Source organism: Streptomyces sp. BB1-1-1 (genome assembly GCF_031597775.1).
Lineage (GTDB): Bacteria > Actinomycetota > Actinomycetes > Streptomycetales > Streptomycetaceae > Streptomyces > Streptomyces thinghirensis.
Genome location: NZ_CP134203.1, coordinates 2,311,525 through 2,338,009, shown reverse-complemented (window position 1 = coordinate 2,338,009; position 26,485 = coordinate 2,311,525). Strand labels below are relative to the sequence as shown.

27 protein-coding genes are annotated in these 26,485 nt (G+C 71.7%); 12 read left to right on the top strand and 15 right to left on the bottom strand.

All coding sequences use genetic code 11. The annotated features are described in order from the left end of the window. Positions 1-40: 40 nt before the first annotated feature. Positions 41-421: a metalloregulator ArsR/SmtB family transcription factor gene (locus tag RI578_RS10795; RefSeq protein WP_310870893.1), complete on the top strand. Its 381-nt coding sequence runs from the start codon at positions 41-43 to the stop codon at positions 419-421. After that, positions 421-906 (top strand): SRPBCC domain-containing protein, encoded by a 486-nt coding sequence (locus RI578_RS10790; protein ID WP_310870892.1) that lies wholly within the window; start codon positions 421-423, stop codon positions 904-906. The genes RI578_RS10795 and RI578_RS10790 overlap by 1 nt, the downstream gene beginning before the upstream one ends. Positions 907-986: 80 nt before the next feature. Here the strand turns inward: RI578_RS10790 and RI578_RS10785 are convergent, their stop codons facing one another. Beyond that, a complete protein-coding gene (locus tag RI578_RS10785) occupies positions 987-1,826 on the bottom strand; it encodes a DNA-formamidopyrimidine glycosylase family protein (RefSeq protein WP_310870891.1) in 840 nt (279 codons plus the stop codon). 18 nt (positions 1,827-1,844) lie between these two features. Then, on the bottom strand, positions 1,845-6,821 hold the full coding sequence (locus RI578_RS10780) for an ATP-dependent helicase (RefSeq protein ID WP_310870890.1): 4,977 nt from the start codon (positions 6,819-6,821) through the stop codon (positions 1,845-1,847). Positions 6,822-6,917: 96 nt separating this feature from the next. Between RI578_RS10780 and RI578_RS10775 the strand changes: the two genes are divergently transcribed. The 3 genes from RI578_RS10775 to RI578_RS10765 are packed head-to-tail and all read left to right on the top strand — an operon-like array spanning position 6,918 to position 8,832. Further along, the gene (locus RI578_RS10775; RefSeq protein ID WP_310870889.1) at positions 6,918-7,784 is read left to right on the top strand and encodes an AraC family transcriptional regulator; all 867 of its coding nucleotides are present in this window, start codon (positions 6,918-6,920) and stop codon (positions 7,782-7,784) included. Continuing rightward, positions 7,781-8,527, top strand: a complete 747-nt coding sequence (locus RI578_RS10770; RefSeq protein WP_310870888.1) for an AzlC family ABC transporter permease — start codon at positions 7,781-7,783, stop codon at positions 8,525-8,527. The genes RI578_RS10775 and RI578_RS10770 overlap by 4 nt, the downstream gene beginning before the upstream one ends. Further along, positions 8,524-8,832: an AzlD domain-containing protein gene (locus RI578_RS10765; protein WP_210962765.1), complete on the top strand. Its 309-nt coding sequence runs from the start codon at positions 8,524-8,526 to the stop codon at positions 8,830-8,832. Before RI578_RS10770 ends, RI578_RS10765 begins: the two co-directional genes overlap by 4 nt. A 15-nt stretch (positions 8,833-8,847) precedes the next feature. Here the strand turns inward: RI578_RS10765 and RI578_RS10760 are convergent, their stop codons facing one another. Continuing rightward, the gene (locus RI578_RS10760) at positions 8,848-9,801 is read right to left on the bottom strand and encodes a hypothetical protein (protein ID WP_310870887.1); all 954 of its coding nucleotides are present in this window, start codon (positions 9,799-9,801) and stop codon (positions 8,848-8,850) included. Positions 9,802-9,881: 80 nt separating this feature from the next. On the opposite strand from RI578_RS10760, the gene RI578_RS10755 reads away from it, so the two are divergent. Then, positions 9,882-10,076 (top strand): DUF3046 domain-containing protein, encoded by a 195-nt coding sequence (locus tag RI578_RS10755; protein ID WP_210962767.1) that lies wholly within the window; start codon positions 9,882-9,884, stop codon positions 10,074-10,076. Between the two features lie 60 nt (positions 10,077-10,136). Beyond that, entirely contained in the window at positions 10,137-11,408 is a 1,272-nt protein-coding gene (locus tag RI578_RS10750) for an AI-2E family transporter (protein WP_310870886.1), read from the top strand. Positions 11,409-11,629: 221 nt separating this feature from the next. Here the strand turns inward: RI578_RS10750 and RI578_RS10745 are convergent, their stop codons facing one another. Beyond that, complete coding sequence (locus RI578_RS10745) at positions 11,630-11,830, bottom strand: type II toxin-antitoxin system VapB family antitoxin (RefSeq protein ID WP_055419896.1); 201 nt, start codon at positions 11,828-11,830, stop codon at positions 11,630-11,632. Positions 11,831-12,109: 279 nt separating this feature from the next. On the opposite strand from RI578_RS10745, the gene recA reads away from it, so the two are divergent. Further along, positions 12,110-13,237: a recombinase RecA gene (recA, locus tag RI578_RS10740; RefSeq protein ID WP_310870885.1), complete on the top strand. Its 1,128-nt coding sequence runs from the start codon at positions 12,110-12,112 to the stop codon at positions 13,235-13,237. A 2-nt stretch (positions 13,238-13,239) separates the two neighbouring features. Continuing rightward, entirely contained in the window at positions 13,240-14,124 is an 885-nt protein-coding gene (recX, locus tag RI578_RS10735; protein ID WP_310870884.1) for a recombination regulator RecX, read from the top strand. Between the two features lie 79 nt (positions 14,125-14,203). Here recX and RI578_RS10730 read toward each other — a convergent pair whose 3' ends face one another. The 8 genes from RI578_RS10730 to RI578_RS10695 all read right to left on the bottom strand — a co-directional run bounded on the left by RI578_RS10730 (position 14,204) and on the right by RI578_RS10695 (position 20,573). Continuing rightward, entirely contained in the window at positions 14,204-14,596 is a 393-nt protein-coding gene (locus RI578_RS10730) for a rhodanese-like domain-containing protein (protein ID WP_310870883.1), read from the bottom strand. Further along, positions 14,593-15,138 (bottom strand): cysteine dioxygenase, encoded by a 546-nt coding sequence (locus RI578_RS10725; RefSeq protein WP_310870882.1) that lies wholly within the window; start codon positions 15,136-15,138, stop codon positions 14,593-14,595. Before RI578_RS10725 ends, RI578_RS10730 begins: the two co-directional genes overlap by 4 nt. Before the next feature lie 62 nt (positions 15,139-15,200). Beyond that, the gene (locus RI578_RS42690; RefSeq protein WP_342781581.1) at positions 15,201-15,248 is read right to left on the bottom strand and encodes a hypothetical protein; all 48 of its coding nucleotides are present in this window, start codon (positions 15,246-15,248) and stop codon (positions 15,201-15,203) included. A gap of 173 nt (positions 15,249-15,421) precedes the next feature. Further along, a complete protein-coding gene (locus tag RI578_RS10715; protein ID WP_310870881.1) occupies positions 15,422-17,050 on the bottom strand; it encodes an FAD-dependent monooxygenase in 1,629 nt (542 codons plus the stop codon). A gap of 185 nt (positions 17,051-17,235) precedes the next feature. Beyond that, on the bottom strand, positions 17,236-18,114 hold the full coding sequence (locus RI578_RS10710; protein WP_310870880.1) for an amino acid ABC transporter permease: 879 nt from the start codon (positions 18,112-18,114) through the stop codon (positions 17,236-17,238). Beyond that, positions 18,111-18,776, bottom strand: coding sequence for an amino acid ABC transporter permease (locus RI578_RS10705; protein WP_121749597.1), 666 nt, complete (start codon positions 18,774-18,776; stop codon positions 18,111-18,113). Before RI578_RS10705 ends, RI578_RS10710 begins: the two co-directional genes overlap by 4 nt. Before the next feature lie 84 nt (positions 18,777-18,860). Further along, positions 18,861-19,697, bottom strand: a complete 837-nt coding sequence (locus RI578_RS10700) for a glutamate ABC transporter substrate-binding protein (protein WP_310870879.1) — start codon at positions 19,695-19,697, stop codon at positions 18,861-18,863. 99 nt (positions 19,698-19,796) lie between these two features. After that, positions 19,797-20,573 (bottom strand): amino acid ABC transporter ATP-binding protein, encoded by a 777-nt coding sequence (locus tag RI578_RS10695; RefSeq protein WP_310870878.1) that lies wholly within the window; start codon positions 20,571-20,573, stop codon positions 19,797-19,799. Between the two features lie 289 nt (positions 20,574-20,862). Here RI578_RS10695 and RI578_RS10690 point away from each other — a divergent pair, with 289 nt between their 5' ends. Both RI578_RS10690 and RI578_RS10685 read left to right on the top strand, forming a co-directional pair. After that, entirely contained in the window at positions 20,863-21,549 is a 687-nt protein-coding gene (locus tag RI578_RS10690; RefSeq protein ID WP_210962776.1) for a response regulator transcription factor, read from the top strand. Between the two features lie 9 nt (positions 21,550-21,558). Next, entirely contained in the window at positions 21,559-23,013 is a 1,455-nt protein-coding gene (locus RI578_RS10685) for a HAMP domain-containing sensor histidine kinase (RefSeq protein ID WP_310870877.1), read from the top strand. Here the strand turns inward: RI578_RS10685 and RI578_RS10680 are convergent. After that, positions 22,992-23,987 (bottom strand): TAXI family TRAP transporter solute-binding subunit, encoded by a 996-nt coding sequence (locus RI578_RS10680; protein WP_310870876.1) that lies wholly within the window; start codon positions 23,985-23,987, stop codon positions 22,992-22,994. The genes RI578_RS10685 and RI578_RS10680 overlap by 22 nt on opposite strands. A gap of 108 nt (positions 23,988-24,095) precedes the next feature. On the opposite strand from RI578_RS10680, the gene RI578_RS10675 reads away from it, so the two are divergent. After that, positions 24,096-24,524: a MazG nucleotide pyrophosphohydrolase domain-containing protein gene (locus RI578_RS10675; RefSeq protein ID WP_310870875.1), complete on the top strand. Its 429-nt coding sequence runs from the start codon at positions 24,096-24,098 to the stop codon at positions 24,522-24,524. A 174-nt stretch (positions 24,525-24,698) separates the two neighbouring features. Here the strand turns inward: RI578_RS10675 and RI578_RS10670 are convergent, their stop codons facing one another. Beyond that, a complete protein-coding gene (locus RI578_RS10670; RefSeq protein WP_310870874.1) occupies positions 24,699-25,931 on the bottom strand; it encodes a cation:proton antiporter in 1,233 nt (410 codons plus the stop codon). Between the two features lie 4 nt (positions 25,932-25,935). Beyond that, the gene (locus RI578_RS10665; protein ID WP_310870873.1) at positions 25,936-26,421 is read right to left on the bottom strand and encodes a TrkA C-terminal domain-containing protein; all 486 of its coding nucleotides are present in this window, start codon (positions 26,419-26,421) and stop codon (positions 25,936-25,938) included. Positions 26,422-26,485 lie beyond the last annotated feature (64 nt).

Below are 26,485 nucleotides of genomic sequence, written 5' to 3'. Positions count from 1 at the left end.
CGCTTTACAACGGGACGTGACCCGACTAACGTACAACCAAATGGTTGTAGATGGGGTTTCCGAAGTAGCCGAAGAGCGCGTGGACCGCTTGTTCCACGCACTGTCCGACACGACGCGCCGCGACATCCTGCGTCGCTGCGTGCGGGACGACCTGTCGGTGTCGCGACTGGCCGACGCCTATCCGATGAGTTTCGCCGCGGTGCAGAAGCACGTCGCGGTACTGGAGCGGGCCGGTCTGGTGGTCAAGCAGCGCCGCGGACGGGAGCAGATCGTGCGTACCGACCCCGACGCCGTGGGCCGGGCCCGGCAGGCACTGGACGAACTGGAGACGGCCTGGCGCGGCCGGGTGGAGCGGATGTCCCATCTGCTCGCCCAGGACGCGGAACCCGATGCACACGACCCGACGGAAGGACAGATCTGATGAGTGTCACCAGCTTGGACAAGGATCTCGACAACCTGACCTTCACCCTCATCGCCGACTTCGCCGCGCCCGTGGAGCGGGTGTGGGAGCTGTGGGCCGACCCGCGGCAGTTGGAGCGCTGGTGGGGTCCGCCGACCTACCCGGCGACGGTCGAGGAGCACGACCTGACCCCCGGTGGGGACGTCACGTACTTCATGACCGGGCCCGAGGGAGACAAGCACCGCGGGTGGTGGCGGATCGCCTCGGTCGACGCGCCGACGTCACTGGAGTTCACCGACGGATTCGCCGACGCGGACGGCGTGCCGAGCGCCGACATGCCGACGACCACGACCCGGGTCACGCTCACCGAGCGCGACGGCGGCACCCGCATGGAGATGCGCTCGGCCTTCGACACCCGGGAGCAGATGGACCAGCTCGCGAAGATGGGCATGGAGGAGGGGCTGCGCGAGGCGGTCGGCCAGATGGACGGCCTGCTCGCCGGCTGAGCTCTCGGGTTGAGCGCGTTGGCTCAGCGTGTTGGCTCAGCATGTGGGCTCAGCATGTGGGCTCAGCTCGTCTGCTCGAGTCACCCCGGACCGCGCCGCGGCCCGGTACCGGTACGGTCGGCCGGGCGCGGCGCAGGACCGGGCTGGCAGGTCGGGCACCAGTACGTGGGACGCTCCCGGGAGCCGTCGCCCTGGTTCGCCACCCGGACCGACGTGCCGCAGCGCAGGCAGGGGCGGGGCGCACGGCCGTACACGAACAGGTCCTGGCCGCGCAGACCCGTCGTACGGCGGACCGGGCGGTCCCGGTTGGCCTCCAGGAGTTTCTTCGCGAGCGCGGGCAGCCGCGCGGCGTGCGCGGCGGGCAGGTCCCCGACGGGGAGCCAGGGAGTGACGCCGAGCAGGAAGCAGAGCTCGCACTTGTAGACGTTGCCGACACCGGCGAGATTGCGCTGGTCGAGCAGGGCCTCACCGAGCGGGCGGGCGGGGTCCGCACGGAGGTTGGCCAGGGCCTGCTCGGGGTTCCAGTCCGGGCCCAGCAGGTCCGGGCCGAGATGGCCGACGGCGCGCTCCTCGTCGGCGGTGCGGAGGAGTTCCAGCACCGGGAGGCGATAGCCGACGGCCGTGCGGTCGGCCGTGCCGAGGATCACGCGGATCTGGTGCGCCGGGCCGCCGCTCCAGCGCTGACCGGTCGCGAACACCTTCCAGGAGCCGTCCATCCGCAGGTGCGAGTGCACCGTCAGGCCGCCCTCGACCCGGGTGAGCAGGTGCTTGCCGCGCGGGGTGACGTCCAGGACCGTACGGCCGGTGAGATCGGCCGTGGCGTACCGCGGCACGCGGAAGTCGCTGCGGGTCAGCACCTTGCCCGCGAGGGCGTCGTGCAGCCGCCGTGCCGCCTGCCAGACCGTGTCTCCTTCGGGCATGGGTCAAGGGTGACAGGCTCAGGCTCTGATGCGCAGGCCGCGCGGAGTGGCGATGAACCCCGCTTCCTCCAGGAGCGGGCCGAAGGGGGACGTGAGGGCTGCCGCGCCGTTGACCCGCTCCACCGTGACCGTGCCGAGGGAACCGGCGCGGGCGGCCGAGGCGAGCGCCTCCGCGGCCGCCCGCAGACGGGGATCGTCGGTGGGCGGACCGTCCGGGGCGGAGGGCCAGAGCAGGAGCGTCTTGCCGCCGCGCTCCATGTAGAGCGCCGGTTCACCTTCGACGAGTACCACCAGGGAGCCCGCCTTGCGGCCCGGCTTGTGCGTGGCACCGGCCGGGGGCTCGGGCCAGCCGAGGGCCGCGCCGTAGGCGTTGGCCGGGTCGGCGGCGGCCAGGACGACGGCCCGTGGACCGGCGGAGGGGCGGCCCTGACGGCCCGCGAACCCGGTGTCGTACGCGCCGCGCGGGCCGCCGAAGCCGCCGTGCGTGCCGCCTCCGCGCGGACCGCCCGCGCCCGGTTCCGCGTAGTCGCGGGGCGAGACGTAGTCACCCCGGGAGGGCGGCAGCCGCGGAGAGGCCGCGAAGACGTCGCCGGAGCGGTCCGGGGCGCCGGCGTGCCCGTGGTCGCCGGGTGGGAAGTCGTCGAAGGGGGAGCCGCCGAAGACCGGGTCACCCGCACTGTCGGAGCCGTCGGGTGAGACGTGGGCGTCGAAGCCGCCGCCGGTGAAGTCCGGCCGCCCGGGCGGGCCCTCGCCGCGCTCCCGGGCGTTCGACACCGCGCGCAACCGGTCCACGGCACCCTCCATGGCGAACTGTGCCGCGCCCAGCCCTTCCACGACATAGCCGCGCCGGGCCTGCCCGCTCTCCTCGAACGCGGCAAGAATGCGGTACACGGCGGAGAAGCCGCCTTCGACGCCCTCGGCGGCGACGGCGCCGCGGGTCACCACGCCGTGCCGGTCCAGGAGCGTGCGGGCCAGGGCGTGGGCGCGCACGGTGGCATCGGCCTCGCGGACCGGGAGCAGGGACCAGCGGCCCGCGACGGTCGGCGGGCCGGTGCGGGAGGCGGGGCGGGCGGCGGCCGTCAGCGAGCCGTAGCGCCCGCGTGGCACCGCGCGCTTGGCGCGGTGGGTCGTGGAGCCCGCGGTGCGGCCGGAGCCCAGCAGAGAGCGCAGGGGGGCGAGTGTGTCGTTCGTCAGGCGCCCGGACCAGGCCAGGTCCCACAGGACGTCGGCCAGCTGCGGATCGGTGGCGTCCGGGTGGGTGGTGGCGCGGACCTGATCGGCGATCTGCCGGAAGAACAGGCCGTACCCGCCCGAGAGGGTGCTCAGGACGGACTCGTGGAGGGCGGTCGTCTCCAAGGGGTGCGGGGGCGGCAGGAGCAGCGGGGCCGCGTCCGCCAGGTAGAGGGAGACCCAGCCGTCCTTCCCCGGGAGCGAACCCGCTCCCGCCCACACCACCTCACCGGCGGCCGTGAGCTCGTCCAGCATGGCCGGGTTGTAGTTCGCCACTCGGGAGGGCAGGACGAGCTTCTCCAGGGCGGAGGCGGGCACGGAGGCGCCCTGCAACTGCTCGACGGCGCGAACCAGTCCGTCGAGGCCCCGCAGCGCGTGCCCCTTGCCGATGTGCTGCCACTGGGGGAGGAACTGACCGAGTGCGGCCGGCGCCACCGGCTCCAGCTCGTGCCGCAGCGCGGCCAGGGAACGGCGGCGCAGCCTGCGCAGGACGGTCGCGTCGCACCACTCCTGGCCGATGCCGGCCGGATGGAACTCGCCCTGCACCACCCGGCCCGCCGCCGCGAGCCGCTGCAGTGCGCCCTCGGTGACCGCCACACCCAGGCCGAAGCGGGCCGCCGCGGTGACCGACGTGAAGGGGCCGTGGGTGCGGGCGTGGCGGGCGAGGAGGTCGCCGAGCGGGTCCTTGACCGGCTCGGTGAAGGCCTCGGGCACGCCCACGGGCAACGCCGTGCCCAGCGCGTCGCGCAGTCGGCCCGCGTCCTCGATCGCCGCCCAGTGGTCGGCGCCGGCGATGCGCACCCTGATCGCGCGGCGGGCGGCGGCCAGCTCCTGGGCCCACTGCGGCTCGGCGCCCCGCTCGGCCAGCTCGGCGTCCGTGAGCGGGCCGAGCAGCCGCAGCCGGTCCGCGACGCCCTCCGGGTCCTTGACGCGGCGGTCCTCGGTGAGCCACTGCAGCTCGCGCTCCAGCTCGGTGAGCACCTCCGCGTCGAGCAGCTCGCGCAGCTCCGCCTGGCCGAGCAGCTCGGCCAGCAGCCGGGAGTCCAGGGAGAGGGCGGCGGCACGGCGCTCGGCGAGCGGCGAGTCGCCCTCGTACAGGAACTGGGCGACGTACCCGAAGAGCAGGGAGCGGGCGAACGGGGACGGCTCCGGGGTGGTGACCTCCACCAGGCGCACCCTGCGGGACTCCAGGTCGCCCATCAGCTCGGTCAGGCCGGGCACGTCGAAGACGTCCTGGAGGCACTCGCGGACCGCCTCCAGCACGATCGGGAACGAGCCGTACTCGCTCGCCACCTCCAGCAGCTGCGCGGCGCGCTGGCGCTGCTGCCACAGCGGGGTGCGCTTGCCGGGGCTGCGCCGCGGGAGCAGCAGCGCACGGGCGGCGCACTCGCGGAAGCGGGACGCGAACAGGGCCGAGCCGCCCACCTGGTCGGTGACGACCCGGTCGACCTCGCCCTTGTCGAAGACGACGTCGGCCGCGCCGACGGGCGCCTGCTCGGCGTCGTACTCCAGCCCTGGCTTCGTCGGTTCCTGGTCGAGCAGGTCCAGGCTCATCAGGTCGGCGTCCGGCAGGCGCAGCACGATGCCGTCGTCGGCGTGCATGACCTGGGCGTCCATGCCGTACCGCTCGGACAGGCGGGCGCCGAGCGCGAGCGCCCAGGGGGCGTGGACCTGGGCGCCGAAGGGCGAGTGGACCACGACCCGCCAGTCGCCCAGTTCGTCGCGGAAGCGCTCGACGACGATGGTGCGGTCGTCGGGGATGTGGCCGCAGGCCTCGCGCTGCTCGTCGAGGTAGGCGAGGACGTTGTCCGCGGCCCAGGCGTCCAGTCCCGCGGTGACCAGGCGGAGCCGGGCGTCCTCCTTGGTGAGGGAGCCGACCTCGCGCAGGAACGCGCCCAGCGCGCGGCCCAGTTCGAGGGGGCGGCCCAGCTGGTCGCCCTTCCAGAAGGGCAGCCTGCCCGGCACGCCCGGAGCGGGGGAGACCAGGACCCTGTCGCGCGTGATGTCCTCGATGCGCCAGGAGCTGGTGCCGAGTGTGAAGACGTCCCCGACGCGGGATTCGTAGACCATCTCCTCGTCCAGCTCGCCGACCCGGCCGCCGCCCTTCTTCGGGTCGGCTCCGGCGAGGAAGACACCGAAGAGGCCGCGATCGGGGATCGTGCCGCCCGAGGTGACGGCGAGGCGCTGCGCGCCGGGTCGGCCGGTGACCGTCCCGGCGACCCGGTCCCACACCACGCGCGGACGCAGCTCGGCGAAGGCGTCGGACGGATAGCGGCCCGCGAGCATGTCCAGGACGGCCGTGAAGGCCGACTCCGGGAGCGAGGCGAACGGGGCGGCGCGGCGGACGGTGGTGAGCAGGTCGTCGACCTGCCAGGTGTCCAGCGCGGTCATCGCGACGAGCTGCTGGGCCAGGACGTCCAGCGGATTGGCGGGCACCCTGAGCGCCTCGATGGAGCCGCTGCGCATCCGCTCGGTGACCACGGCCGCCTGGACCAGATCGCCGCGGTACTTGGGGAAGACCACGCCCGTGGAGACCGCGCCGACCTGGTGTCCCGCGCGGCCGACGCGCTGGAGACCGGAGGCGACCGAGGGCGGTGACTCGACCTGGACGACCAGGTCGACGGCGCCCATGTCGATACCCAGCTCCAGACTCGAGGTGGCCACCACGGCGGGCAGGCGGCCCGCCTTGAGGTCCTCCTCGACGAGGGCGCGCTGCTCCTTGGAGACCGAGCCGTGGTGGGCGCGGGCGATCACCGTGGGGGCGCCCTGGGCGGCTCCCGAGCCGCCCATGAGTTCGGCGGGGGAGTGGTGCTCGTCCAGGGGCTCACCGGTCGCCCGTTCGTACGCGATCTCGTTGAGCCTGTTGCACAGGCGCTCGGCCAGACGCCGGGAGTTGGCGAAGACGATCGTGGAGCGGTGCGACTGGACGAGGTCGGTGATCCGCTCCTCCACGTGCGGCCAGATCGACGGACGCTCCGCGCCGTCGTTGCCGTCCGCGACCGGGGAACCGCCCAGCTCGCCCAGGTCCTCGACCGGGACGACCACGGACAGGTCGAACTCCTTGCCCGAGTCCGGCTGGACGATCTCCACCTTGCCGCGCGGTGCGAGGAACCGGGCGACCTCGTCCACCGGACGGACCGTCGCCGACAGGCCGATGCGACGGGCCGGCTTCGGCAGCAGCTCGTCCAGCCGCTCCAGGGTGAGGGCGAGATGGGCGCCGCGCTTGGTGCCGGCGACCGCGTGCACCTCGTCCAGGATCACCGTCTCGATGCCGGTCAGCGCGTCGCGCGTGGCCGACGTCAGCATCAGGAACAGGGACTCCGGGGTGGTGATCAGGATGTCCGGCGGGCGGGTGGACAGGGCACGGCGCTCGGCGGCCGGGGTGTCGCCGGAGCGGATGCCTACCTTGACCTCGGGTTCGGGCAGGCCGAGGCGTACGGATTCCTGGCGGATGCCGGTCAGGGGGCTGCGGAGGTTGCGCTCGACGTCGACGGCCAGGGCCTTGAGCGGGGAGACGTACAGGACTCGGCAGCGCTTCTTGGGGTCGGCGGGCGGGGGTGCCGAGGCCAGCTGGTCCAGGGCGGCGAGGAAGGCGGCCAGCGTCTTGCCGGAGCCGGTCGGGGCGACCACCAGCACGTCCGAGCCCTCGGAGATGGCCTGCCACGCGCCCGCCTGGGCGGCGGTGGGCGCGGAGAAGGCCCCCGTGAACCAACCGCGGGTCGCGGGGGAGAAGCCGTCCAGGGCCCGGTGTGCGGAGCTGACCATGGATCCATCGTGCACCCGAGCACTGACAATCGGCCTGAGCTGGACGGATGCCGGGCGGGACTCCGGCGCCGCGAGGCCGTGACGGAGAATGGGGACATGGCGGCATCGGGCGAGCGGGCACGGCACTGGCGGTACGCGGAGCTGCCCGACGTCGATCTGCTGCGGGCCCAGTACATACGGAAGACCTTCGTACGCCATACCCACGAGCACTTCGTCATCGCCGCCATCGCCGACGGGGTGGAGGTCTTCCACCACGGCGGAAGCGATCAGTACGCCGGAGCGGGAGCACTCGCCCTGGTCAACCCGGACACCCCGCACACGGGGCGGGCCGGAGTGCCGGAGGGATGGCGCTACGGGGCCGTCTATCCGGCGCCCGAACTCGTGGCCGGGATCGCGGCGGAGACGACCACGCTGCGCGGGACGCCCGGGTTCGTCCGGCCGGTGCTCGACGATCCGTACGCCGTCGAGCTGGTGCACCGCGTGCTGCGGGCCGCCGACGAGGGAAACGCGCTCGCCGCCGACACCCTGCTGCGGGTGGCCGTGACCCGGTTGCTGCGGCTGAACGGCGGGCCGCTGCCGCGGCGGGAGGTGCGCACGGCAGGGGCCGGCATCGCGGCACGCGCGCGTGCCGTGCTGGAGGAGCGGATGGCCGACCCGCCGAGTCTGGAAAGGCTCGCCGGGGAGCTCGGGAGCAGTCCGTTCGCGCTGCTGCGCGCCTTCCGGGACGCCTACGGGATGCCGCCCCACACCTGGCTGACGGACGCCCGGGTACGGCGGGCGCGGCGGCTGCTGGACGCCGGCACGAGGCCGTCCGAGGCCGCCGTCGCCGTGGGGTTCACCGACCAGCCGCACCTGAACCGGCACTTCGCGCGGATCGTGGGCGTGCCGCCCGGCGCCTACCAACGGGAGCGCAAGAACGTACAAGACGCGCGGCGGCGGCTTCTCCTACCGTCCGAGGCGTGACAGAACAGACAGCCGTTCCCGACGCGGGCGTCGTCGAGGACAAGCCGGACGCCGCCGTCGTACGGGACGCCCTCGGGGTGGGAGTCGCCGTCGGACTGTCCGGGTTCGCCTTCGGGGTGACCTCGGCCGGCAGCGGACTGACACTCATGCAGACATGCGCGCTCAGCCTCCTGGTGTTCACCGGGGCGTCCCAGTTCGCGCTCGTGGGGGCGCTCGCGGCCGGCGGCAACCCGCTCACCGCCGCGGCGGGCGCCTTCTTCCTGGGCGTGCGCAACGCCTTCTACGGGCTGCGGCTGTCGCAGTTGCTGGCCCTCCCGCGCGCGGTGCGCCCGTTCGCCGCGCAGTGGGTCATCGACGAGACGACTGCCGTCGCCCTCGCACAACCCACGCGGCGCAGCGTCCGGATCGGGTTCACCGTCACCGGACTCACCCTGTACCTGCTGTGGAACCTCACCACGCTGCTCGGTGCGCTGGGCGCGGAGGCAATCGGGGACACCGACGCCTGGGGGCTCGACGCCGCCGGCCCCGCCGTCTTCCTGGCGCTGCTCGCGCCGATGCTGAGGACCACCACCGAGCGCGCGGTCGCCGCCCTGGCCGTCCTCCTGGGACTCGGCCTGCTGCCCGTGCTGCCCGCCGGTGTGCCCGTCCTGGTGGCCGCGCTGGCGGCACCGGCCGTCCTGTGGGCGCGGGGACGTCGCGGAAGCAGTGCTGTTGAGGACTCCGCGCGGGAGGGAGAGCGTTGAGCGTCTGGATCGCGATCGGTGTGACCGCCGTCGGCTGCTACGCCGTCAAGCTCCTCGGGCTGCTGGTGCCCGCGGGCGCCCTGGAGCGGCCCCTCGTCCGGCGGCTCGCCGCCCTGCTGCCCGTCGCCCTGCTCGCCGCGCTCACCGCCCAGCAGACCTTCGCCGACGGGCAGGCGCTCGTGCTGGACGCGCGGGCAGCGGGAGTCGCCGCGGCCGCCGTGGCGCTGGTGCTGCGCGCGCCCTTCCTGCTCGTCGTCGCGGCGGCCGTGGTGGTGACCGCGGGCGTGCGGGCCATGGGCGGGTGAGCCGGGTCAGCAGGGTCAGCCGACCGGGCGGCCGTACGCGCGGAGCGTACGCAGGGCCTCGATCGTCACCACAGGGCGCGCCTCCAAGGCGGGGCCGGGTGCCCACCGGCGCCGGCGCACGGGCCAGCCGCCGTCCTCCTCCTGCTCGGCCGAGAGAGCGCGGAGGGACCGGGCCATCTCGTCCTCCGTGAACCACGCGCGCGCGAGGGAGTGCGGGTGCCTCGCGTAGTCGTGGGGGAAGTGGTGCTCGCCCGGGGCGTAGCCGGGGGAGACCGGGTACGCGTCGAGGTCGTCGGGGTCCAGCACCGCCAGGCGCTGCTCGCGCACCAGGCGGCCCAGCCGGTCGGCCGCCGCCTCCGCGCGCGGACGGTCGGGGGCGGCGTCCAGGAAGGCCACGGCGGCCTCGACCTCGTACGGGTGGGAGGTCCCCAGCGACTCGACCGCCTGCCAGCAGAAGTCCGTGGCCCGGAACAGCCAGGCGTGCCATACCTCGTTGCGGTGCAGCAGGCCGACCACCGGACCGGTGGCGAGGAGCTCGCCGGGCGGGTCGTCCACCACCGGCATGAAGGGCGCGGTCGGATACCCGCGTTGGCTGGGGTGGATCGCCGGCAGGGCACCGTCCGCGGTGGACACGGAGGTCAGATAGCGGCACATCCGCTCCACGCGCTGTCCGCCGCAGCGCCCGACGGCGTCCAGGACGCGCAGGGCGTGCGCGGTGTGCGGCGGCTGGCTGACCGGGCCGCGCAGATCGGGTTCCAGCGCGTGGCCGTACCCGCCGTCCTCGTTGCGGTAGGCGTCCAGCGCGGTCTCCACCGGGCCGGCGTCGCCGCCGCGGAAGTGGTACGCGAAGAGGCGCTGCTCCAGTACGCGCGCGGTGAGCCAGACGAAGTGCTCCGCGAGCGCGAGCGGGGAGCGCGCCGTACGGGCCTGGGGCGTCGGGGGGAGTGGGGAAGCTCCAATTTCGGCCATGGTCAGACCGTATGACGCAAAGCGTTCCCGGCACGTGGTCCCGGCGCAGGGCCCACTCTCAGGGGCGGGATACTGGAGTCATGCGGTTGACGGTCTTCTGGGAGCGGATGACGGATCACTTCGGTCCGGGCTACGCCGACACCTTCGCGCGCGATCACGTGATGGCGGAGCTGGGCGGGCGCACGGTGCACGAGGCGCTGGACGCCGGATGGGACGCCAAGGATGTATGGCGGGTGGTCTGCACTGTCATGAACGTGCCGCAGGAGCAGCGTTGACCGGTTACGAAGATCACCGGATGGCGCTCCGCTGTCGGTGGCGTGGGCGAGACTTGGTCCGTGGCACCCACTGACGAGTCCGGGCAGGCGACCCGGCACGCATCCCCGACCGGTACGACGCCGCCCACCGGTCCCCCGCCCGGCGGCCCCGCCGGGCCGGGCGCCCGCATGCCGCGCTGGCTCCCGCGTGCCATGGTGCTGGCCCTCGCGCTCATCGCCGTCTTCCAGCTCGGCAGCTGGGCCTTCCACCAGCTCACCGGCCTGCTGATCAACGTCCTCATCGCCTTCTTCCTGGCCCTCGCCATCGAACCCGCGGTGAGCTGGATGGCCGGACGCGGATTGCGTCGCGGGCTGGCCACCTTCCTCGTCTTCATCACCGTGCTGATCGCCGCCGCGGGGTTCGTCACGCTGCTCGGCTCGATGCTCGCGGGCCAGATCGTCAAGATGGTCGAGGACTTCCCGGACTACCTCGACTCCGTCATCAACTGGGTCAACGGCCACTTCCACACCGAGCTGAGACGGGTGGACATCCAGGAGGGCCTGCTCCGCTCCGACTGGCTGCGCAACTACGTGCAGAACAGCGCCACCGGCGTCCTGGACGTGTCGGCCCAGGTCCTCGGTGGCCTCTTCCAGATGCTGACGGTCCTGCTGTTCTCGTTCTACTTCGCCGCCGACGGCCCCCGGCTGCGGCGTGCGCTCTGCTCCGTCCTGCCGCCCGCCCGGCAGGCCGAGGTCCTGCGCGCGTGGGAGATCGCCGTGGACAAGACCGGCGGTTACCTGTACTCGCGCGGTCTGATGGCGCTGGTCTCCGGCATAGCGCACTACATCCTGCTGGAGATCCTGGAGGTGCCCTACGCCCCCGCGCTCGCGGTGTGGGTGGGTCTGGTGTCGCAGTTCATTCCCACCATCGGCACCTATCTCGCGGGCGCCCTGCCCATGCTGATCGCCTTCACGGTCAACCCCTGGTACGCGCTGTGGGTACTGATCTTCGTGGTGATCTACCAGCAGTTCGAGAACTACGTACTGCAGCCCAAGCTGACGTCCAAGACCGTGGACATCCACCCGGCGGTCGCCTTCGGCTCGGTCGTCGCGGGCGCCGCCCTGCTCGGCGCCGTCGGCGCGCTGATCGCCATCCCGGCGATCGCCACGCTGCAGGCGTTCCTCGGCGCGTACGTCAAGCGTTACGACGTCACGGACGATCCGCGCGTCCACGGACGCCGGAACCGCCGGTCGGACCCTGGGGGCTCGACGCGTCTGCGGAAACTGTGGGCTCGGCGACCGGAGCCGGGACATCCCGGGGCGGAGGGCGCCGGGGGCGGCGGCTCGTCCTGATGAGGCCGCCCAGTACGTGAGAGCGGCCCCCGGAGCGCACCGCCGGCGTCATGCCGGCGGGCCCGGTGGGCCGACAGCGGAACGAGGCGAGCGGTCGGCCGGTACGGTGCCCGGAACCTGGGCAGGTGTTGCCAGGTGGGCGGTGCCGACGGCCTGACGTTCCGCACGGGGCGAGCCTGACCGTGGCCTGCCCGCCCGCGGGACGGCGGCGGGTGCGGGGATCAGCCCTGCGGTTCCTGCGGCTTGGCGTCGACCTCCCGCAGGTTCCGGTCCTTGAACTCGGTGCGGGTCTCCGTGCGGTGGCCGCGGGCGATGTAGTCCCGCACCACCGCCTCGACGGCGTCCTGTGGCGAGCCGATGCCGGCCAGAACCATCGCTTCCACCACCAGTTCGGCGTCGAGACTGATGCTGACCTTGGCCATGCTGTCCCCCTCCTCCACGTCGCGTCCGCACTCTAGCCACCCGACCGCCGGCCCGGCAGACGTACGCTCGGAGGTGCCGCGTGGTGCGCTTGACACCAAAATCGAACATCCATTCTTATGGAGGCTCTGGCGAGGCTCGTGACGGGTGATTCGACTGGGTTTGGGCGGAGAAGCGCCCGAGTTATCCACAGGCCGGACCCGCATCAGGGTGGATTGTCAGTGGCAGGCATTAGCGTCTTTGACGTGAAGCGATCGAATCAAGCAAACCGGGTGGAACCCATGGCAGGAACCGACCGCGAGAAGGCCCTGGATGCCGCGCTCGCACAGATTGAACGGCAGTTCGGCAAGGGCGCGGTCATGCGCATGGGCGACCGGTCGAAGGAGCCCATCGAGGTCATCCCGACCGGGTCGACCGCGCTCGACGTGGCACTCGGCGTCGGCGGCCTGCCGCGCGGCCGCGTCATCGAGGTCTACGGTCCCGAGTCCTCGGGCAAGACGACCCTGACCCTGCACGCGGTGGCGAACGCACAGAAGGCCGGGGGCCAGGTCGCGTTCGTGGACGCGGAGCACGCCCTCGACCCCGAGTACGCGCAGAAGCTCGGCGTCGACATCGACAACCTGATCCTGTCCCAGCCGGACAACGGTGAGCAGGCCCTGGAGATCGTGGACATGCTGGTCCGCTCCGGTGCCCTCGACCTCATCGTCATCGACTCCGTCGCAGCGCTCGTGCCGCGCGCGGAGATCGAGGGCGAGATGGGCGACAGCCATGTCGGTCTGCAGGCCCGCCTGATGAGCCAGGCCCTGCGGAAGATCACCAGTGCGCTCAACCAGTCCAAGACCACCGCGATCTTCATCAACCAGCTCCGCGAGAAGATCGGCGTGATGTTCGGCTCTCCGGAGACCACGACCGGTGGCCGGGCGCTGAAGTTCTACGCCTCGGTGCGGCTCGACATCCGACGCATCGAGACGCTGAAGGACGGCACCGACGCGGTCGGCAACCGCACCCGCGTCAAGGTCGTCAAGAACAAGGTCGCGCCGCCCTTCAAGCAGGCCGAGTTCGACATCCTCTACGGCCATGGCATCAGCCGCGAGGGCGGCCTGATCGACATGGGCGTGGAGCACGGCTTCGTCCGCAAGGCCGGTGCCTGGTACACGTACGAGGGCGACCAGCTCGGCCAGGGCAAGGAGAACGCGCGCAACTTCCTGAAGGACAACCCCGACCTGGCCAACGAGATCGAGAAGAAGATCAAGGAGAAGCTGGGCGTCGGCGTACGTCCCGAGGAGCCGGCCACCGAGCCGAGCGCGGACGCCGCCGCCTCCACCGCCCCGGCCGACGCCGCACCGGCGGTGCCCGCCCCCGCGACCGCCAAGGCCACCAAGTCCAAGGCCGCGGCAGCCAAGAGCTGACCGTGACACGACGAACCGACTGGGCCGAGTACGCGTATCCGGACAACGCCTCGCGGGAGCGCGAGCGGGGGAGACCGGGTGACGCCGGCTCCGTCGGCATGGACGGCGGCGTGTACGGGGCGGCCGCGGCCCCGTACGAGACGGACCTGTCCGACGTCGCGGACGGCACGGCCGACCCCTTCGCGCCGTACGGCGCCGAGGGCCCGCACGGTGCCGGCTCTCCCGGTGACGGTGGGGCACGCCACGGTGACGGTGGCGCGCGTGGCAGGGCTCGACGGGGCCGTGGGACGGGTAGCGGGCGCGGGCGGCGTCGCGAGCGTACGGAGTCGCCCGCCGAGGACGGAGGTGCCACTTCCTCGTCGAGGGCCGAGAAGGGGGAACCTCCGCGGGACCCGGTCGAGCAGGCACGGGCGATCTGCCTGCGCCTGCTCACCGGGACCCCGCGCACGCGCAAACAACTCGCCGACGCCCTGCGTAAGCGGGAGATCCCCGACGAGGCCGCCGAGGAGGTGCTGTCCAGGTTCGAGGAGGTCGGCCTGATCAACGACAGCGCCTTCGCGGAAGCCTGGGTGGAGTCCCGGCACCACGGCCGCGGGCTGGCCCGGCGCGCCCTCGCCAGGGAGCTGCGGACCAAGGGCGTCGACGCCACGCTCATCGACGAGGCGGTCTCGCAGCTGGACTCCGAGCAGGAGGAGGAGACCGCGCGCGAGCTGGTCGCCCGCAAGCTGCGCGCCACTCGCGGCCTCGACCGCGACAAGAGGCTGCGCCGCCTCGCGGGCATGCTGGCCCGCAAGGGCTACCCCGAGGGCATGGCACTGCGGGTGGTCCGCCAGGCGCTGGAGGAGGAGGGCGAGGACACGGAGTTCCTCGGCGACGAGGGGGTCTGACCCGGGTCGCGCCGGCCGGACGACATCCTGGAGGCGGTGGTCGTCCGACCGGTGGAGCCGACCGGGTGGGGTATACGGGCTACGAGGCGGTCACCGGCAGTCCTGCCGCCCGCCAAGCCTGGAATCCGCCGATCAGATCGGTGGCCCGGTGCAGGCCCAGGCGGTGCAGGGACTCCGCCGCCAGGCTGGAGGCGTAGCCCTCGTCGCACACCACGACGACGCGCAGGTCATGGCCCGTGGCCTCGGGGAGACGGTGGCTGCCCTGCGGATCCAGGCGCCACTCCAGTTCGTTTCGCTCGATCACCAGCGCGCCGGGGATCACACCGTCCCGCTCGCGCAGGGCGGCGTAACGGATGTCCACCAGCAGCGCCGTACCGGCCCCGGCGGCGTCGTACGCCGCGAGCGGCGCGATGCGACGGTAACCGCTGCGCACGCGCTCCAGCAGAGCGTCGATGCCGGTCGGCTCGCTCACTGCCAGTCCTCCGGCCGCTCGACCTGCTCCAGGCGCAGGGTCTGCCCGTTGCGGGTGTAGCGGCGGATCCGCGGCAGGGGCGGGTAGTAGGCATGCACGGAGACCGCGTGCCGGTCGGGTGACTCGTTGAGCACCTCGTGCACATGGTGCCGGCCGAATGCGCGTCCCTTGCCCGTCGGCAGCCGGCGCTTCCGGTCCACCCCGTCGGTGAGTTCCAGGGTCTTCCAGCCGTCGGTGGGCAGGCGGGCGGCGAGCGCGTTCTCCGTGAGCTCACCCGCGCCGGTCACGAAGGCGCCCACGGACTCGGCGTGATCGTGCCAGCCGGTGCCCGTGCCGGGCGGCCAGCCGATCAGCCAGGCCTCGCTGCCGCCCGGTCCGGCCAACCGGACCCAGGTGCGGCCCTCCGGGTCGAGCGGGAGGGAGGCGATCAGTTCGGCGTCGGCGGCCGTACGGCGTACGAAGTCGAGGAGTTCGGCCTGAGTGGGAGTGGGAGTGGGAGTGGCCGTGGCCGCGGAGGCGGAGACAGGGGAGGAGACAGACATGGGTACCGTCCTGGGAGTTTCGCGAAGGGGCACGCGGCGGCGCGCAGAGAAGTGATGCGAATTCAGCAGGACGGGCGACACACGCAGCCCGCATAGCGGATGAGGTCCATGTGGACCCTCCGCCACAGGCGTACACAGGTGTCGGTCACGATCCGGAGTAGACCACGGCGGTGTGGGACGGTCAACTCGCAGTCACCACATGGACAGTGTGGACAGTGCCCGGCGACGGCTGACAGCTGACGGCCGACGGCGACGAGCCGTCGGCACGCCCCCCGGACGGCCGTCAACGGGATCCGGCCGCGGCCTCCGCCCCCGCCTCTTCCGCCGTGGGCTCCGTGGCCGTGGTCGTCGCCCCGCCCACCGCCGTCTCCGCCGCCGCGTACAGGTCGGCCGGGCGCACCCCGTTCAGCGCCGTGACGAGGTGACCGTCGGGCCGCACCAGCAGCACGGTGTGGGCCGCGGCACCCGGGTAGCTCTCGGCGACCAGCAGCTCGGCGTGATGCGGCAGTGCCGTCACCGCCGCCGCCAGTCGGGGCATGATGCCGGCGGTCACCCAGTGCTTGCGGTCCCACACACCCGTACCCGGCGCGATCAGCACCACCAGCAGCGCCCCGCGCCCGAGCCGGTCGCGGAGCCGTACGAACGTGCCGTCCTCCGCCGTGACCCGCACATCGGTGACGGGCGCCCCGGGCGGTGTGCCGACGGACACCTCCCCGGCGAGGTCCTCGGGCGCGAGCGGCGAGTCGGCGTACGTGCCCGGCGCACCCAGAGTCCCGCGCCGCAGGTGGCCGTCGGCGAGCAGCGCGTCGTTGCCGCGGGTCGAGCCGGGGACGTAGGAACGCAGGCCTCCGCCGCCGCGCAGCAGCGGCAGTACCTGGTCGGCGGCGCGCAGCCGTGCGGCGATCGCCGTGCGCCGCTCCTCCTGGTAGCTGTCGAGCAGTGCCTCACGCGGTCCGTGATGCCAGGCCAGGGCCAGTTTCCAGGCGAGGTTGTCGGCGTCCAGCAGCCCCTCGTCGAGCCCCTGTGTGCCCAGCGCGCCCAGCAGGTGGGCGGCGTCCCCGGCGAGGAGCACGCGGCCCACCCGCCAGCGGCGGGCCAGCCGGTGGTGGACCGTGTGGACTCCGGTGTCGAGGAGTTCGTACGACGGGGGTGAGCCGCCGGCCCAGCCGGTGAGGGTCTCGCGGACCCGGTTGACCAGCAGTTCGGGCGTGACCAGATCCTTGCCGGGAGGCAGCAGCCAGTCCAGACGCCACACGCCGTCCGGCAGGGGGCGGCCGACGATCTCGCCGGCCGACGGACCGGACGTACGCCATGGAGGCATCCGGTGGAGCAACGCCTCGTCGGTCCACGGGAGTTCCGTGCGCAGTGCGGCGACGGCGTATCGTTCCACCGCCGTACGGCCGGGGAAGCGGATGTCCTGGAGCTTGCGGACGGTCGAGCGGGGGCCGTCGCAGCCCACCAGGTAACTGCCGCGCCACCAGGTGCCGGCGGGGCCGCGGGTGTGGGCCGTGACGCCCGACGCCTCCTGCTCGATACCGTCCAGGCGGCTGTCCACCGCGACCTTGACGAGCGACTCGTGGGCGAGTGCCGTGCGCAGGACGTCGGTCAGTTCGTGCTGGGCGATGTGCAGCGGCGCCGGGTCGGTGTCGCCGAAGACTACCTCGCGCGTCACCTGCTTGCGCCGCATCGACCGCCATCCGGCCCAACGGAAACCCAGCCCCGTCAGCGGTGTGCCGGTCAGCCGCTCGACGAGGGTGACGGCGTCCTCGCCCAGGACGACGGTCCGCGCGGGACGCGGTTCGTCCTTGCCCGGCCCTTCGTCGAGAACGACACAGGGCACCTCCTGCCGCGCCAGCGCCAGGGCGAGCGTGAGCCCCACGGGCCCCGCTCCGGTGATGATCACCGGGTCCACGGCGCGACGCCCCCTGCCCGTGACGGTGTCCCGGGGGACGTGGGTGAACAGGACATTGGAGCAGGGTGCACGGTCACAGAACGTATGCAACCTATTGCCGCTGCTTGCGTCAAGTGACGGAGGCAGTGGCGATCATGCCACTGCCTCCGTTGATGGTCATATGAGGTGACCGAGTGTCAGCTGTGTCAGGCGGCGCCGGTTCCGGCTGCCTCGGCGTCGTCCGCCTTGAGTACCGCGCCGGTCGACTTCTTGGCCCGGCGCAGCCGCCGCTCCAACCAGCTCGCGAAGCTCGTGAGGAGGAAGTTGAGCGCGATGTAGATCACCGCGACAACGGTGAAGCTCGCGATGACGTTGGCACCGTAGTAGCCGCTCATCGTGTTGGCCGACGCGAGCAGTTCGGGGAAGGTGAGGACGGCACCGCCGAGCGCGGTGTCCTTCAGGATGACGACGAGCTGGCTGACGATGGCCGGCAGCATCGTCGTGACCGCCTGGGGCAGCAGGATGGTCCGCATCACCTGGCCCTTGCGCAGGCCGATCGCCATTGCCGCCTCGGACTGGCCCTTGGGCAGGGCCAGGATGCCCGCCCGGACGATCTCGGCGAGGACGGAGGCGTTGTACAGCACCAGACCCGTGACCACCGCGTACAGCGGGCGATCGTCCGAGCTGACGTTGGTGTACTCGGCGAACAGGGCGAGGCCGAAGATCATCAGGACCAGCACGGGGATGGACCGGAAGAACTCGACCACGATCGCGGCCGGAACTCGTACCCACACGTGGTCCGACAGGCGGGCGATACCAAGGATCGCGCCCAGCGGCAGTGCGATGATCACCGCGAGAGCGGCGGCCTTCAGAGTGTTCTCCAGGCCGGGCCAGATGTACGTGGACCAGGCCTCCGAGCCGGAGAAGAACGGCTTCCAGAGGGCCCATTCCAGCTGGCCCTTGTCCTTGAGGGTGCCGTACACCCACCACAGGAGAGCCGCGACGGCCACCACGAAGACAGCCGTGAAGACGATGTTGCGCCGCTTGGCCCGGGGGCCCTGGGCGTCGTACAGAACGGAGCTCATCGCTTCACCGCCACCTTCTTGCCCACCCAGCCGAGAATGAGGCCGGTCGGCAGCGTCAGAACCACGAAACCGAAGGCGATGACCGCGGAGATCAGCAGCAGCTGTGCCTCGTTCTCGATCATCTCCTTCATCAGGAGCGCCGCCTCGGCAACGCCGATGGCCGCGGCCACCGTGGTGTTCTTGATGAGCGCGATCAGAACGTTCGCCAGAGGGACGACGGAGGAACGGAATGCCTGGGGCAGCACCACGTGTCGCAGCACCTGGCCGAAGCTGAGGCCGATCGCCCGGGCCGCCTCCGCCTGCCCGACCGGCACCGTGTTGATGCCGGAGCGCAGCGCCTCGCAAACGAAGGACGAGGTGTAGAGGATCAGGCCGAGGACGGCGAGCCGGAAGTTGATCGTCTCGACGTCGTTCGCGCCGAGGGACACTCCCAGTGTCTGGTTCAGGCCCAGCGACGTGAACAGAATGATGACGGTCAGCGGGATGTTGCGCACGGTGTTCACGTACGCGGTCCCGAAGCCGCGCATCAACGGCACCGGGCCCACCCGCATGGCCGCCAGCATGGTGCCCCAGATCAGGGAGCCGACGGCCGACAGCACAGCGAGCTGCACTGTCGTCCAGAAGGCTCCCAGCAGGTCGTAATCCTCAAGAAAGTCGAACACGATCTCCCGCGCTTCCGCGTGTAGGGATGCCCACCCCGGTGCGCCGCCCCTTCCGGTGGGCGGCGCACCCTGTCAGGCGCTGCCTCAGCTCTTGATGTCGCCGATCTTGGGCGCCGGCTCGTTCTTGTAGTTGGCCGGGCCGAGGTTGTCCTTGACGGCCTTGTCCCAGGACTTGTCGGCGACCATCTCCTCCAGAGCCTTGTTGATCTTGTCCTTGAGGTCGCTGCCCTTCTTGACGCCGATGCCGTAGTTCTCGTTCGTCAGCTTGAAGCCGCCGAGCTTGAACTTGCCCTTGAACTGCTTCTGGGAGGCGTAACCGGCGAGGATCGAGTCGTCGGTGGTCAGCGCGTCGATGGCACCGTTCTGCAGGCCGGGCAGGCAGGCGGAGTACGTCGGGTAGGGCTGCAGCTGCGCCTTGGGCGCCAGCTTCTCCTTGATGTTCTGCGCCGAGGTCGAGCCGGTGACCGAGCAGAGCTTGGCGTCGTTCAGGTCCTCGGGCGTCTTGATCTTGTCGTCGTCGGCGCGCAGCAGCACGTCCTGGTGGGCGAGCAGGTAGGGGCCGGCGAAGTCGACCTTCTCCTGGCGCTGCGGGGTGATCGAGTACGTGGCGGCGATGAAGTCGACGTCGCCGCGCTGCAGCATGGTCTCGCGGTCGGCGCTCTTCGACTCCTTCCACTCGATCTGGTCCTCGGTGTAGCCGAGCTTCTTGGCGACGTACGTGGCGACGTCGACGTCGAAGCCCTCGTAGCCGTCGGGGGTCTTCTGGCCGAGGCCCGGCTGGTCGAACTTGATGCCGATGGTGATCTTCTTGTCGTCGCCACCCGAGGAGCCGCTGTCTCCGTCGTCGGAGCCGCACGCGGTGGCGGTCAGGGCGAGGGCGAACACGGTGGCCGAGGCGGCGGTGACCTTGCGGAGCTTCATGGTGAACATCCTTTGACTGTGATCAGACGATCAGACGATCAGATGCGAGAGGCGAGCCGGCTGGAGCGCGGGCGACACGGACGTCGGGCCCGCACCGTGTCAGTGGTGCAGGATCTTCGACAGGAAGTCCTTGGCGCGGTCGCTGCGCGGATTGCTGAAGAACTGGTCCGGCGTGGCCTCTTCGACGATGCGGCCGTCCGCCATGAACACCACGCGGTTGGCCGCCGACCGGGCGAAGCCCATCTCGTGCGTGACGACGACCATGGTCATGCCGTCACGGGCGAGCTGCTTCATGACCTCCAGCACCTCGTTGATCATCTCGGGGTCGAGGGCCGACGTCGGCTCGTCGAAGAGCATGACCTTCGGGTCCATGGCCAGCGCCCGCGCGATGGCGACGCGCTGCTGCTGACCGCCGGAGAGCTGCGCGGGGTACTTGTCCGCCTGGGCGCTCACGCCGACGCGGTCGAGCAGGGCGCGGGCCTTCTCCTCGGCCTTCTTGGCGTCGACCTTGCGGACCTTGACCTGGCCCAGGGTGACGTTCTCGAGCACGGTCTTGTGCGCGAAGAGATTGAAGGACTGGAAAACCATGCCGACGTCGGCCCGCAGCCTGGCGAGCTCCTTGCCCTCGGCGGGGAGGGGCTTGCCGTCGATCGCGATCGATCCTGAGTCGATGGTCTCCAGGCGGTTGATGGTGCGGCACAGGGTGGACTTACCGGACCCGGAGGGTCCGATGACCACGACAACCTCGCCGCGGGTGATCGTCAGGTCGATGTCCTGGAGCACGTGCAACGCGCCGAAGTGCTTGTTGACACTCTTCAGGACGACCAGTTCGCCGGTCGCGGCCACATCTTCCTTGGCCACCGATACTTCGGTCATCGCTCTCGGGCTCCGTCCTCCTCGGTTTCGGAGGACAGTAGTAACGCCAATCGACCTGCGTCTCTACATCTGAGGGGAATCTGAGCATCACGATCCGGTAGCAATCGGATACGAGTCGTAGCACTTGTGAGCAGGGCGCATATCGGCCGGATAACTTCGAGCGGCCGCAACCGGAAGCCTCTTGACGCCGTCCCCCTCCATCGGCGTCACTGCACAAGGTGCCCGCGCGCGTGCACGTGTCTTTCCTACCCATGCCAAGCGTACGGCCGATGAACCGAAGGGAGCCCGGATGAGACTGCTGCTCGTCGAGGACGACAACCACGTGGCCGCCGCTCTGTCCGCGATCCTGGCACGGCACGGCTTCGACGTCACCCACGCGCGCAGCGGCGAGGAGGCTCTCCAGGCGCTCGTCCCCGAGGTCGACTGCTTCGGCGTCGTCCTGCTCGACCTGGGGCTGCCCGACCAGGACGGCTACGAGGTCTGCGGCAAGATCCGCAAGCGCACCAGCACCCCCGTCATCATGGTCACCGCCCGCTCCGACGTCCGCTCCCGCATCCACGGCCTCAACCTCGGCGCCGACGACTACGTGGTCAAGCCGTACGACACCGGGGAACTGCTCGCCCGGATCCACGCCGTCAGCCGGCGCACCGCCCACGAGGACACCACCGGGAGCACCGAGACCGTGGTGCGCCTCGGAGCGGTGCGTATCGAGCTGCCGACACGCCAGGTCACCGTGGACGGTTCGGTTGTCCAACTCACCCGCAAGGAGTTCGACCTCCTCGCCCTGCTCGCACAGCGCCCCGGAGTGGTCTTCCGCCGGGAGCAGATCATCAGCGAGGTCTGGCGCACCAGCTGGGAGGGGACCGGCCGCACGCTGGAGGTGCACGTCGCCTCGCTGCGCGCCAAGCTGCGCATGCCGGCGCTCATCGAGACCGTCCGCGGCGTCGGCTACCGCCTCGTCGCCCCCACCGGATAGCGGGACCGGGTGAGCACACGCCTGCTCCCGCTGCTCATCGTCCTGATGGCGGCCGTACTGCTCGCGCTCGGCGTTCCGCTCGGCGTCAGCGTCGCCCGCGCGGAGCAGCAGAAGGTCGTCATCGACCGCATAGACGACACGGCACGCTTCGCCGCGCTCGCCCAGTTCGTCACCGAGGACGTGCCGGGCGGCTCGCGCCGGACGACCACGGACGAACGCCTGGAGACGCTGCAGACCGAGCTCATCAGCTACTACGAGGTCTACGGCATCAAGGCCGGCGTCTTCTACCGCAACCACATCCCGATGGCCAACGCGCCGACGACCTGGTTCCTCCCCCAGACCGGCGAGGTGCGCGACTCCTTCGACGAGGCGCTGCTCAGCCGCCGCAGTCACGACCCGCAGCAGGTGTGGCCCTGGGAGGACGGCCGGCTCGTGGTCGCCTCGCCGGTCATCCGGGACGGAGACGTGGTCGCGGTCGTGGTCACCGACTCGCCCACCGACTCGATGCGGTCGCGCACCCTGCGCGGCTGGCTGATCATCGGCGCCGGTGAGGTCGCCGCGATGCTGCTCGCCGTCGGTGCCGCGCTCCGGCTGACCGGCTGGGTGCTCAGGCCGGTACGGGTCCTGGACGCCACCACCCACGACATCGCCACCGGGCGGCTCAAGTCCCGGGTCGCGCCGGCCGGGGGACCGCCGGAGCTCAGGCGCCTGGCCGGGTCGTTCAACGAGATGGCGGACCACGTGGAGGAGGTGCTGGAACAGCAGCGCGCCTTCGTCGCCGACGCCTCGCATCAGCTGCGCAACCCCCTCGCGGCGCTGCTGCTGCGTATCGAGCTGCTCGCCCTGGAACTGCCCGAGGACAACGAGGAGATCGCCTCCGTCCAGACCGAGGGCAAGCGACTGGCCCGGGTCCTGGACGACCTGCTCGACCTGGCGCTGGCCGAGCACAGCCAGGCGGACCTGAATCTCACCGACATCGGCGCGCTGGCCGCCGAGCGGGTGGCGGCCTGGTCACCGACGGCCGGGGCCAAGGGTGTGCGGCTGGTGGGGGACTGCCCGCCGACCACGGGCTGGGCCGACCCGGTGACGCTGTCCAGCGCCCTGGACGCGGTCATCGACAACGCGGTGAAGTTCACACCGGCCGACGAGATCGTCCGGGTCACGGTCGCCTCCACCGGGGATGCCACCACCGTCGTCGTCACCGACAACGGTCCCGGGCTGACCGACGAGGAGCTCGCGCGCGTGGGCGACCGTTTCTGGCGCAGCGGCCGGCACCAGAACATCAAGGGCTCCGGTCTCGGCCTGTCCATCTGCCGGGCGCTGCTCGCGGCGGGCGACGGCTCGATCCACTTCGGCCACCACGAGCCGCACGGCCTCGAGGTGACGGTCACGGTGCCGAGGTCCGGACCGGGTACGGGTGCACCCGAGGAGCCGGAGCGGCCCTACGGCTTCACCGACCGGTAGTAGCGCCGGGCACCCTCGTGCAGCTCCAGCGGGTCGGTGTAGATCGCGGTACGCAGGTCCACCAACTGCGCGGAGTGGACGGTCGCCCCGATGCCGTCGCGGCTGTCGAGCACCGTCCTGGTCAGCCACTCGGTGAGCCGCGGATCCATGTCCGCGCGGGTCACCAGCAGGTTGGACACCGCCATCGTGGGCACCACGGAACCGTTCTGCACGGTGGGGTACGCCGACTCCGGCATGTTGGTGGTGCGGTAGTAGCGGGTCGCGCCGCCCGACTCGTGCAGCTTGGTGACGAGGTCCTCGCCGATCGGCACGAACCGGAAGGCGGAGGTCTCCGCGATCTGCTTGAGCCCGTCCGTGGGCACGCCCCCCGACCAGAAGAACGCGTCTAGCTCGTCGCCCAGCCGGCCCGGACCGGTGTCGATCCCGTCCGCACGCGGCGTGATGTCCTTCTCCGGGTCGATGCCCACGGCCTTCAGCAGCCGGGTGGCGATCAGCCGTACGCCCGAGTTCGGCAGCCCGATGGCCACCCGCTTGCCGCGCAGGTCGGCGACGGACTGGATGTCCGAGCCACTCGGCACCACGAGCTGCACGTAGTCGTCGTAGAGGCGGGTGACACCGCGCAGACCCTCGGCGCCGGGACGGCCGGCGATCTTGTACGTTTCCACGGCGTCGGCCGCGGCGATCGTGAAGTCGGCCTCCCCGGACGCCACCCGCTCGACGTTCTCCTGCGAGCCCGCGCTGGTCATCAGCCGCACCTCCAGGTCCGGCATGTCCTTGCGCAGCTCGCTGCGCAGCAGTTCGCCGTACTTCTGGTAGACGCCCGCACGCGTGCCCGTGCTGAACGTGATCGCCCCGCTCGGCGGTTCCTCGCCCAGCGGCAGCAGCCACCACAGCAGCAGCCCGAGGGCGACGGCACCGGCGACCGCGCCCTGGACGGCGCGGCGTCTGCCGATACGGGAGAGCAGCGAGGACATGTGCGCGATCCTGCCAGCCCGCAACCCGGCTGACCAGGGCGGAGCTCACACGGCGACCGTGCGGGAGCGCGGCGCCGACTGTCAGTGGCACTCGCTACAGTCGTCGGCATGAGTTCCTCGCCCGCCGACCTGGTCCGCGCCTTCCACCTCGCCTTCGGGCTGGACGCCCGCAGCACCCCGACCGAGGTCTCCCCCGACCTGGCCGCCCACAGAGGTGAGTTGCTCGCCGAGGAGGCCGCCGAGGTCGCCGAGGTGTCGGTGACGGGCCCGCTCGACCGGCTCGCGCACGAACTGGCGGACGTGGTCTACGTCGCCTACGGCACGGCGCTCGTCCACGGCATCGACCTCGACGAAGTGATCGCCGAGATCCACCGCTCCAACATGACCAAGCTGGGCCCCGACGGCCGCGTCAGCCGCAGAGCCGACGGCAAGGTCCTCAAGGGCGACCACTACGAGGCACCGGACGTGCCGGGCGTACTGCGCAGGCAGGGATGGACGCCGCGGTCGGCGGAGGCGTTGGAGACGCCGGGCGCCTGACGGGGCTGCGGGGCGGGGGCGCGGAGGCATTCCGCGTTCCTTGCCGCTGCCGCTGCCGCTGCTGCCGCCGACGTACGACCGCTGCCGCCGCCGACGTACGACACTACGACTCCGGCACCTGCGTACCGGGGTCGTATCGGGGCGTACCGAGGCCGTCGCGGGGACGGCGCCGGTTCAGTCGCCCACCGACGCCTCCGCCCCCGCCGTCTGCGGCGTCCCGTCGGGCACGCCGCCGGGGCGGTCGGGATTGTCCCGGCGACGGAAGAGACGGGACGCCAGCGGCTCGGTGAAGCGGGCGGTGAGCGGGCCGAGGACGACCAGGATGAGGACGTAGGCCGTGGCCAGCGGGCCCAGGGACGGTTCGACACCGGCCGACACCGCGAGGCCCGCGATGACGATCGAGAACTCGCCGCGCGCCACCAGCGCACCGCCCGCGCGCCAGCGGCCCTTGACGGAGATCCCGGACCGCCGCGCGGCCCAGTACCCGGTGGCGATCTTCGTCACGGCGGTGAGCAGAGCCAGTGCGAGAGCGGGCACCAGGACCGGCGGAATGCTGGCCGGATCGGTGTGCAGCCCGAAGAAGACGAAGAAGACCGCGGCGAACAGGTCCCGCAGCGGGCTCAGCAGCGTGTGCGCGCCCTCCGCGACCTCTCCGGACAGCGCGATGCCCACGAGGAACGCGCCCACGGCGGCCGACACCTGGAGCTGCTGCGCGACGCCCGCGACCAGGATCGTCAGGCCCAGCACCACGAGCAGCAGCTTCTCCGGGTCGTCGCTGGAGACGAACCGCGAGATCACCCGGCCGTAACGCAGCGCCACGAACAGCACCGCGCCCGCCGCGGCCAGCGCGATCGCCAGCGTGATGCTCCCGGTCATCAGCCCGGCACCGGCCACCAGGGCCGTGACGATCGGCAGGTACACCGCCATCGCCAGGTCCTCCAGGACCAGCACGCTCAGGATCACCGGGGTCTCGCGGTTGCCGACGCGGCCGAGGTCTCCGAGCACCTTGGCGATGACACCGGACGACGAGATCCACGTCACCCCGGCCAGGACGACGGCAGCCACCGGGCTCCAGCCCAGCAGCAGTGCGGCCACCGCGCCCGGCACGGCGTTGAGCGCGCAGTCGACGAGGCCGGCCGGATAGTGGGACTTCAGGTTGGTGACCAGGTCGCTGGCCGTGTATTCCAGGCCCAGCATCAGCAGCAGGAGGATGACGCCGATCTCGGCGCCGGCGGCGACGAACTCCTCGCTCGCCCCCAGCGGCAGCAGGCCGCCCTCGCCGAACGCCAGTCCGGCCAGCAGGTACAGCGGGATCGGGGAGAGGCGGTATCGGCCGGCGAACCGGCCGAGCAGCCCGAGCCCCAGAATGATGGAACCGAACTCGATCAGCAGAACCGCGGAGTGCACCGGCTCACTCCTGCCCGAGTATCGCCGCGGCCGTGTCGACGCCCTCGCGGGTGCCGATGACGATCAAGGTGTCACCACCCACCAGCCGGAAGTCCGGCGCCGGCGACGGAATGGCCTCGGCCCGCCGCAGCACCGCGACGATGGACGCGCCGGTCTCGGTCCGCATGCACGTCTCGCCGAGCAGGCGGCCGTTCCACCGGGACGTCGCGGCCACCTCGATCCGCTCCGCGACCAGCCCGAGATCAGTGGTGTAGAGCAGGCTCGGGCTGTGGTGGGAGGGCTTCAGCGCGTCGATCAGCGCGCCCGCCTCCGCGCCGGCCAGCCGGAGCGAGTGGGCGCAGGAATCGGGGTCGTCGGCCCGGTACATGTTCACCGTCCGGGTGCCGTCGCGGTGTGCCACCACCGACAGGTGCCGGTGCTCGCGGGTCACCAGGTCGTACTGGACCCCGATACCCGGCAGCGGCGTCGCCCTCAGGCGTGGAGCTGACACGAGCTTTCCCCTCATTCGTCTTGCGTCCCTTGCCGCACTTTCCGCACGTGCGTGACGTCCTCGC

Bases quoted from the DNA above. Each gene is read 5' to 3' on its own strand.
- RI578_RS10795 (WP_310870893.1), top strand. From the start codon at position 41: ATGGTTGTAGATGGGGTTTCCGAAGTAGCCGAAGAGCGCGTGGACCGC.
- RI578_RS10790 (WP_310870892.1), top strand. From the start codon at position 421: ATGAGTGTCACCAGCTTGGACAAGGATCTCGACAACCTGACCTTCACC.
- RI578_RS10785 (WP_310870891.1), bottom strand. From the start codon at position 1,826: ATGCCCGAAGGAGACACGGTCTGGCAGGCGGCACGGCGGCTGCACGAC.
- RI578_RS10780 (WP_310870890.1), bottom strand. From the start codon at position 6,821: ATGGTCAGCTCCGCACACCGGGCCCTGGACGGCTTCTCCCCCGCGACC.
- RI578_RS10775 (WP_310870889.1), top strand. From the start codon at position 6,918: ATGGCGGCATCGGGCGAGCGGGCACGGCACTGGCGGTACGCGGAGCTG.
- RI578_RS10760 (WP_310870887.1), bottom strand. From the start codon at position 9,801: ATGGCCGAAATTGGAGCTTCCCCACTCCCCCCGACGCCCCAGGCCCGT.
- RI578_RS10755 (WP_210962767.1), top strand. From the start codon at position 9,882: ATGCGGTTGACGGTCTTCTGGGAGCGGATGACGGATCACTTCGGTCCG.
- RI578_RS10745 (WP_055419896.1), bottom strand. From the start codon at position 11,830: ATGGCCAAGGTCAGCATCAGTCTCGACGCCGAACTGGTGGTGGAAGCG.
- recA (WP_310870885.1), top strand. From the start codon at position 12,110: ATGGCAGGAACCGACCGCGAGAAGGCCCTGGATGCCGCGCTCGCACAG.
- RI578_RS10725 (WP_310870882.1), bottom strand. From the start codon at position 15,138: ATGTCTGTCTCCTCCCCTGTCTCCGCCTCCGCGGCCACGGCCACTCCC.
- RI578_RS10710 (WP_310870880.1), bottom strand. From the start codon at position 18,114: ATGAGCTCCGTTCTGTACGACGCCCAGGGCCCCCGGGCCAAGCGGCGC.
- RI578_RS10700 (WP_310870879.1), bottom strand. From the start codon at position 19,697: ATGAAGCTCCGCAAGGTCACCGCCGCCTCGGCCACCGTGTTCGCCCTC.
- RI578_RS10695 (WP_310870878.1), bottom strand. From the start codon at position 20,573: ATGACCGAAGTATCGGTGGCCAAGGAAGATGTGGCCGCGACCGGCGAA.
- RI578_RS10690 (WP_210962776.1), top strand. From the start codon at position 20,863: ATGAGACTGCTGCTCGTCGAGGACGACAACCACGTGGCCGCCGCTCTG.
- RI578_RS10680 (WP_310870876.1), bottom strand. From the start codon at position 23,987: ATGTCCTCGCTGCTCTCCCGTATCGGCAGACGCCGCGCCGTCCAGGGC.
- RI578_RS10675 (WP_310870875.1), top strand. From the start codon at position 24,096: ATGAGTTCCTCGCCCGCCGACCTGGTCCGCGCCTTCCACCTCGCCTTC.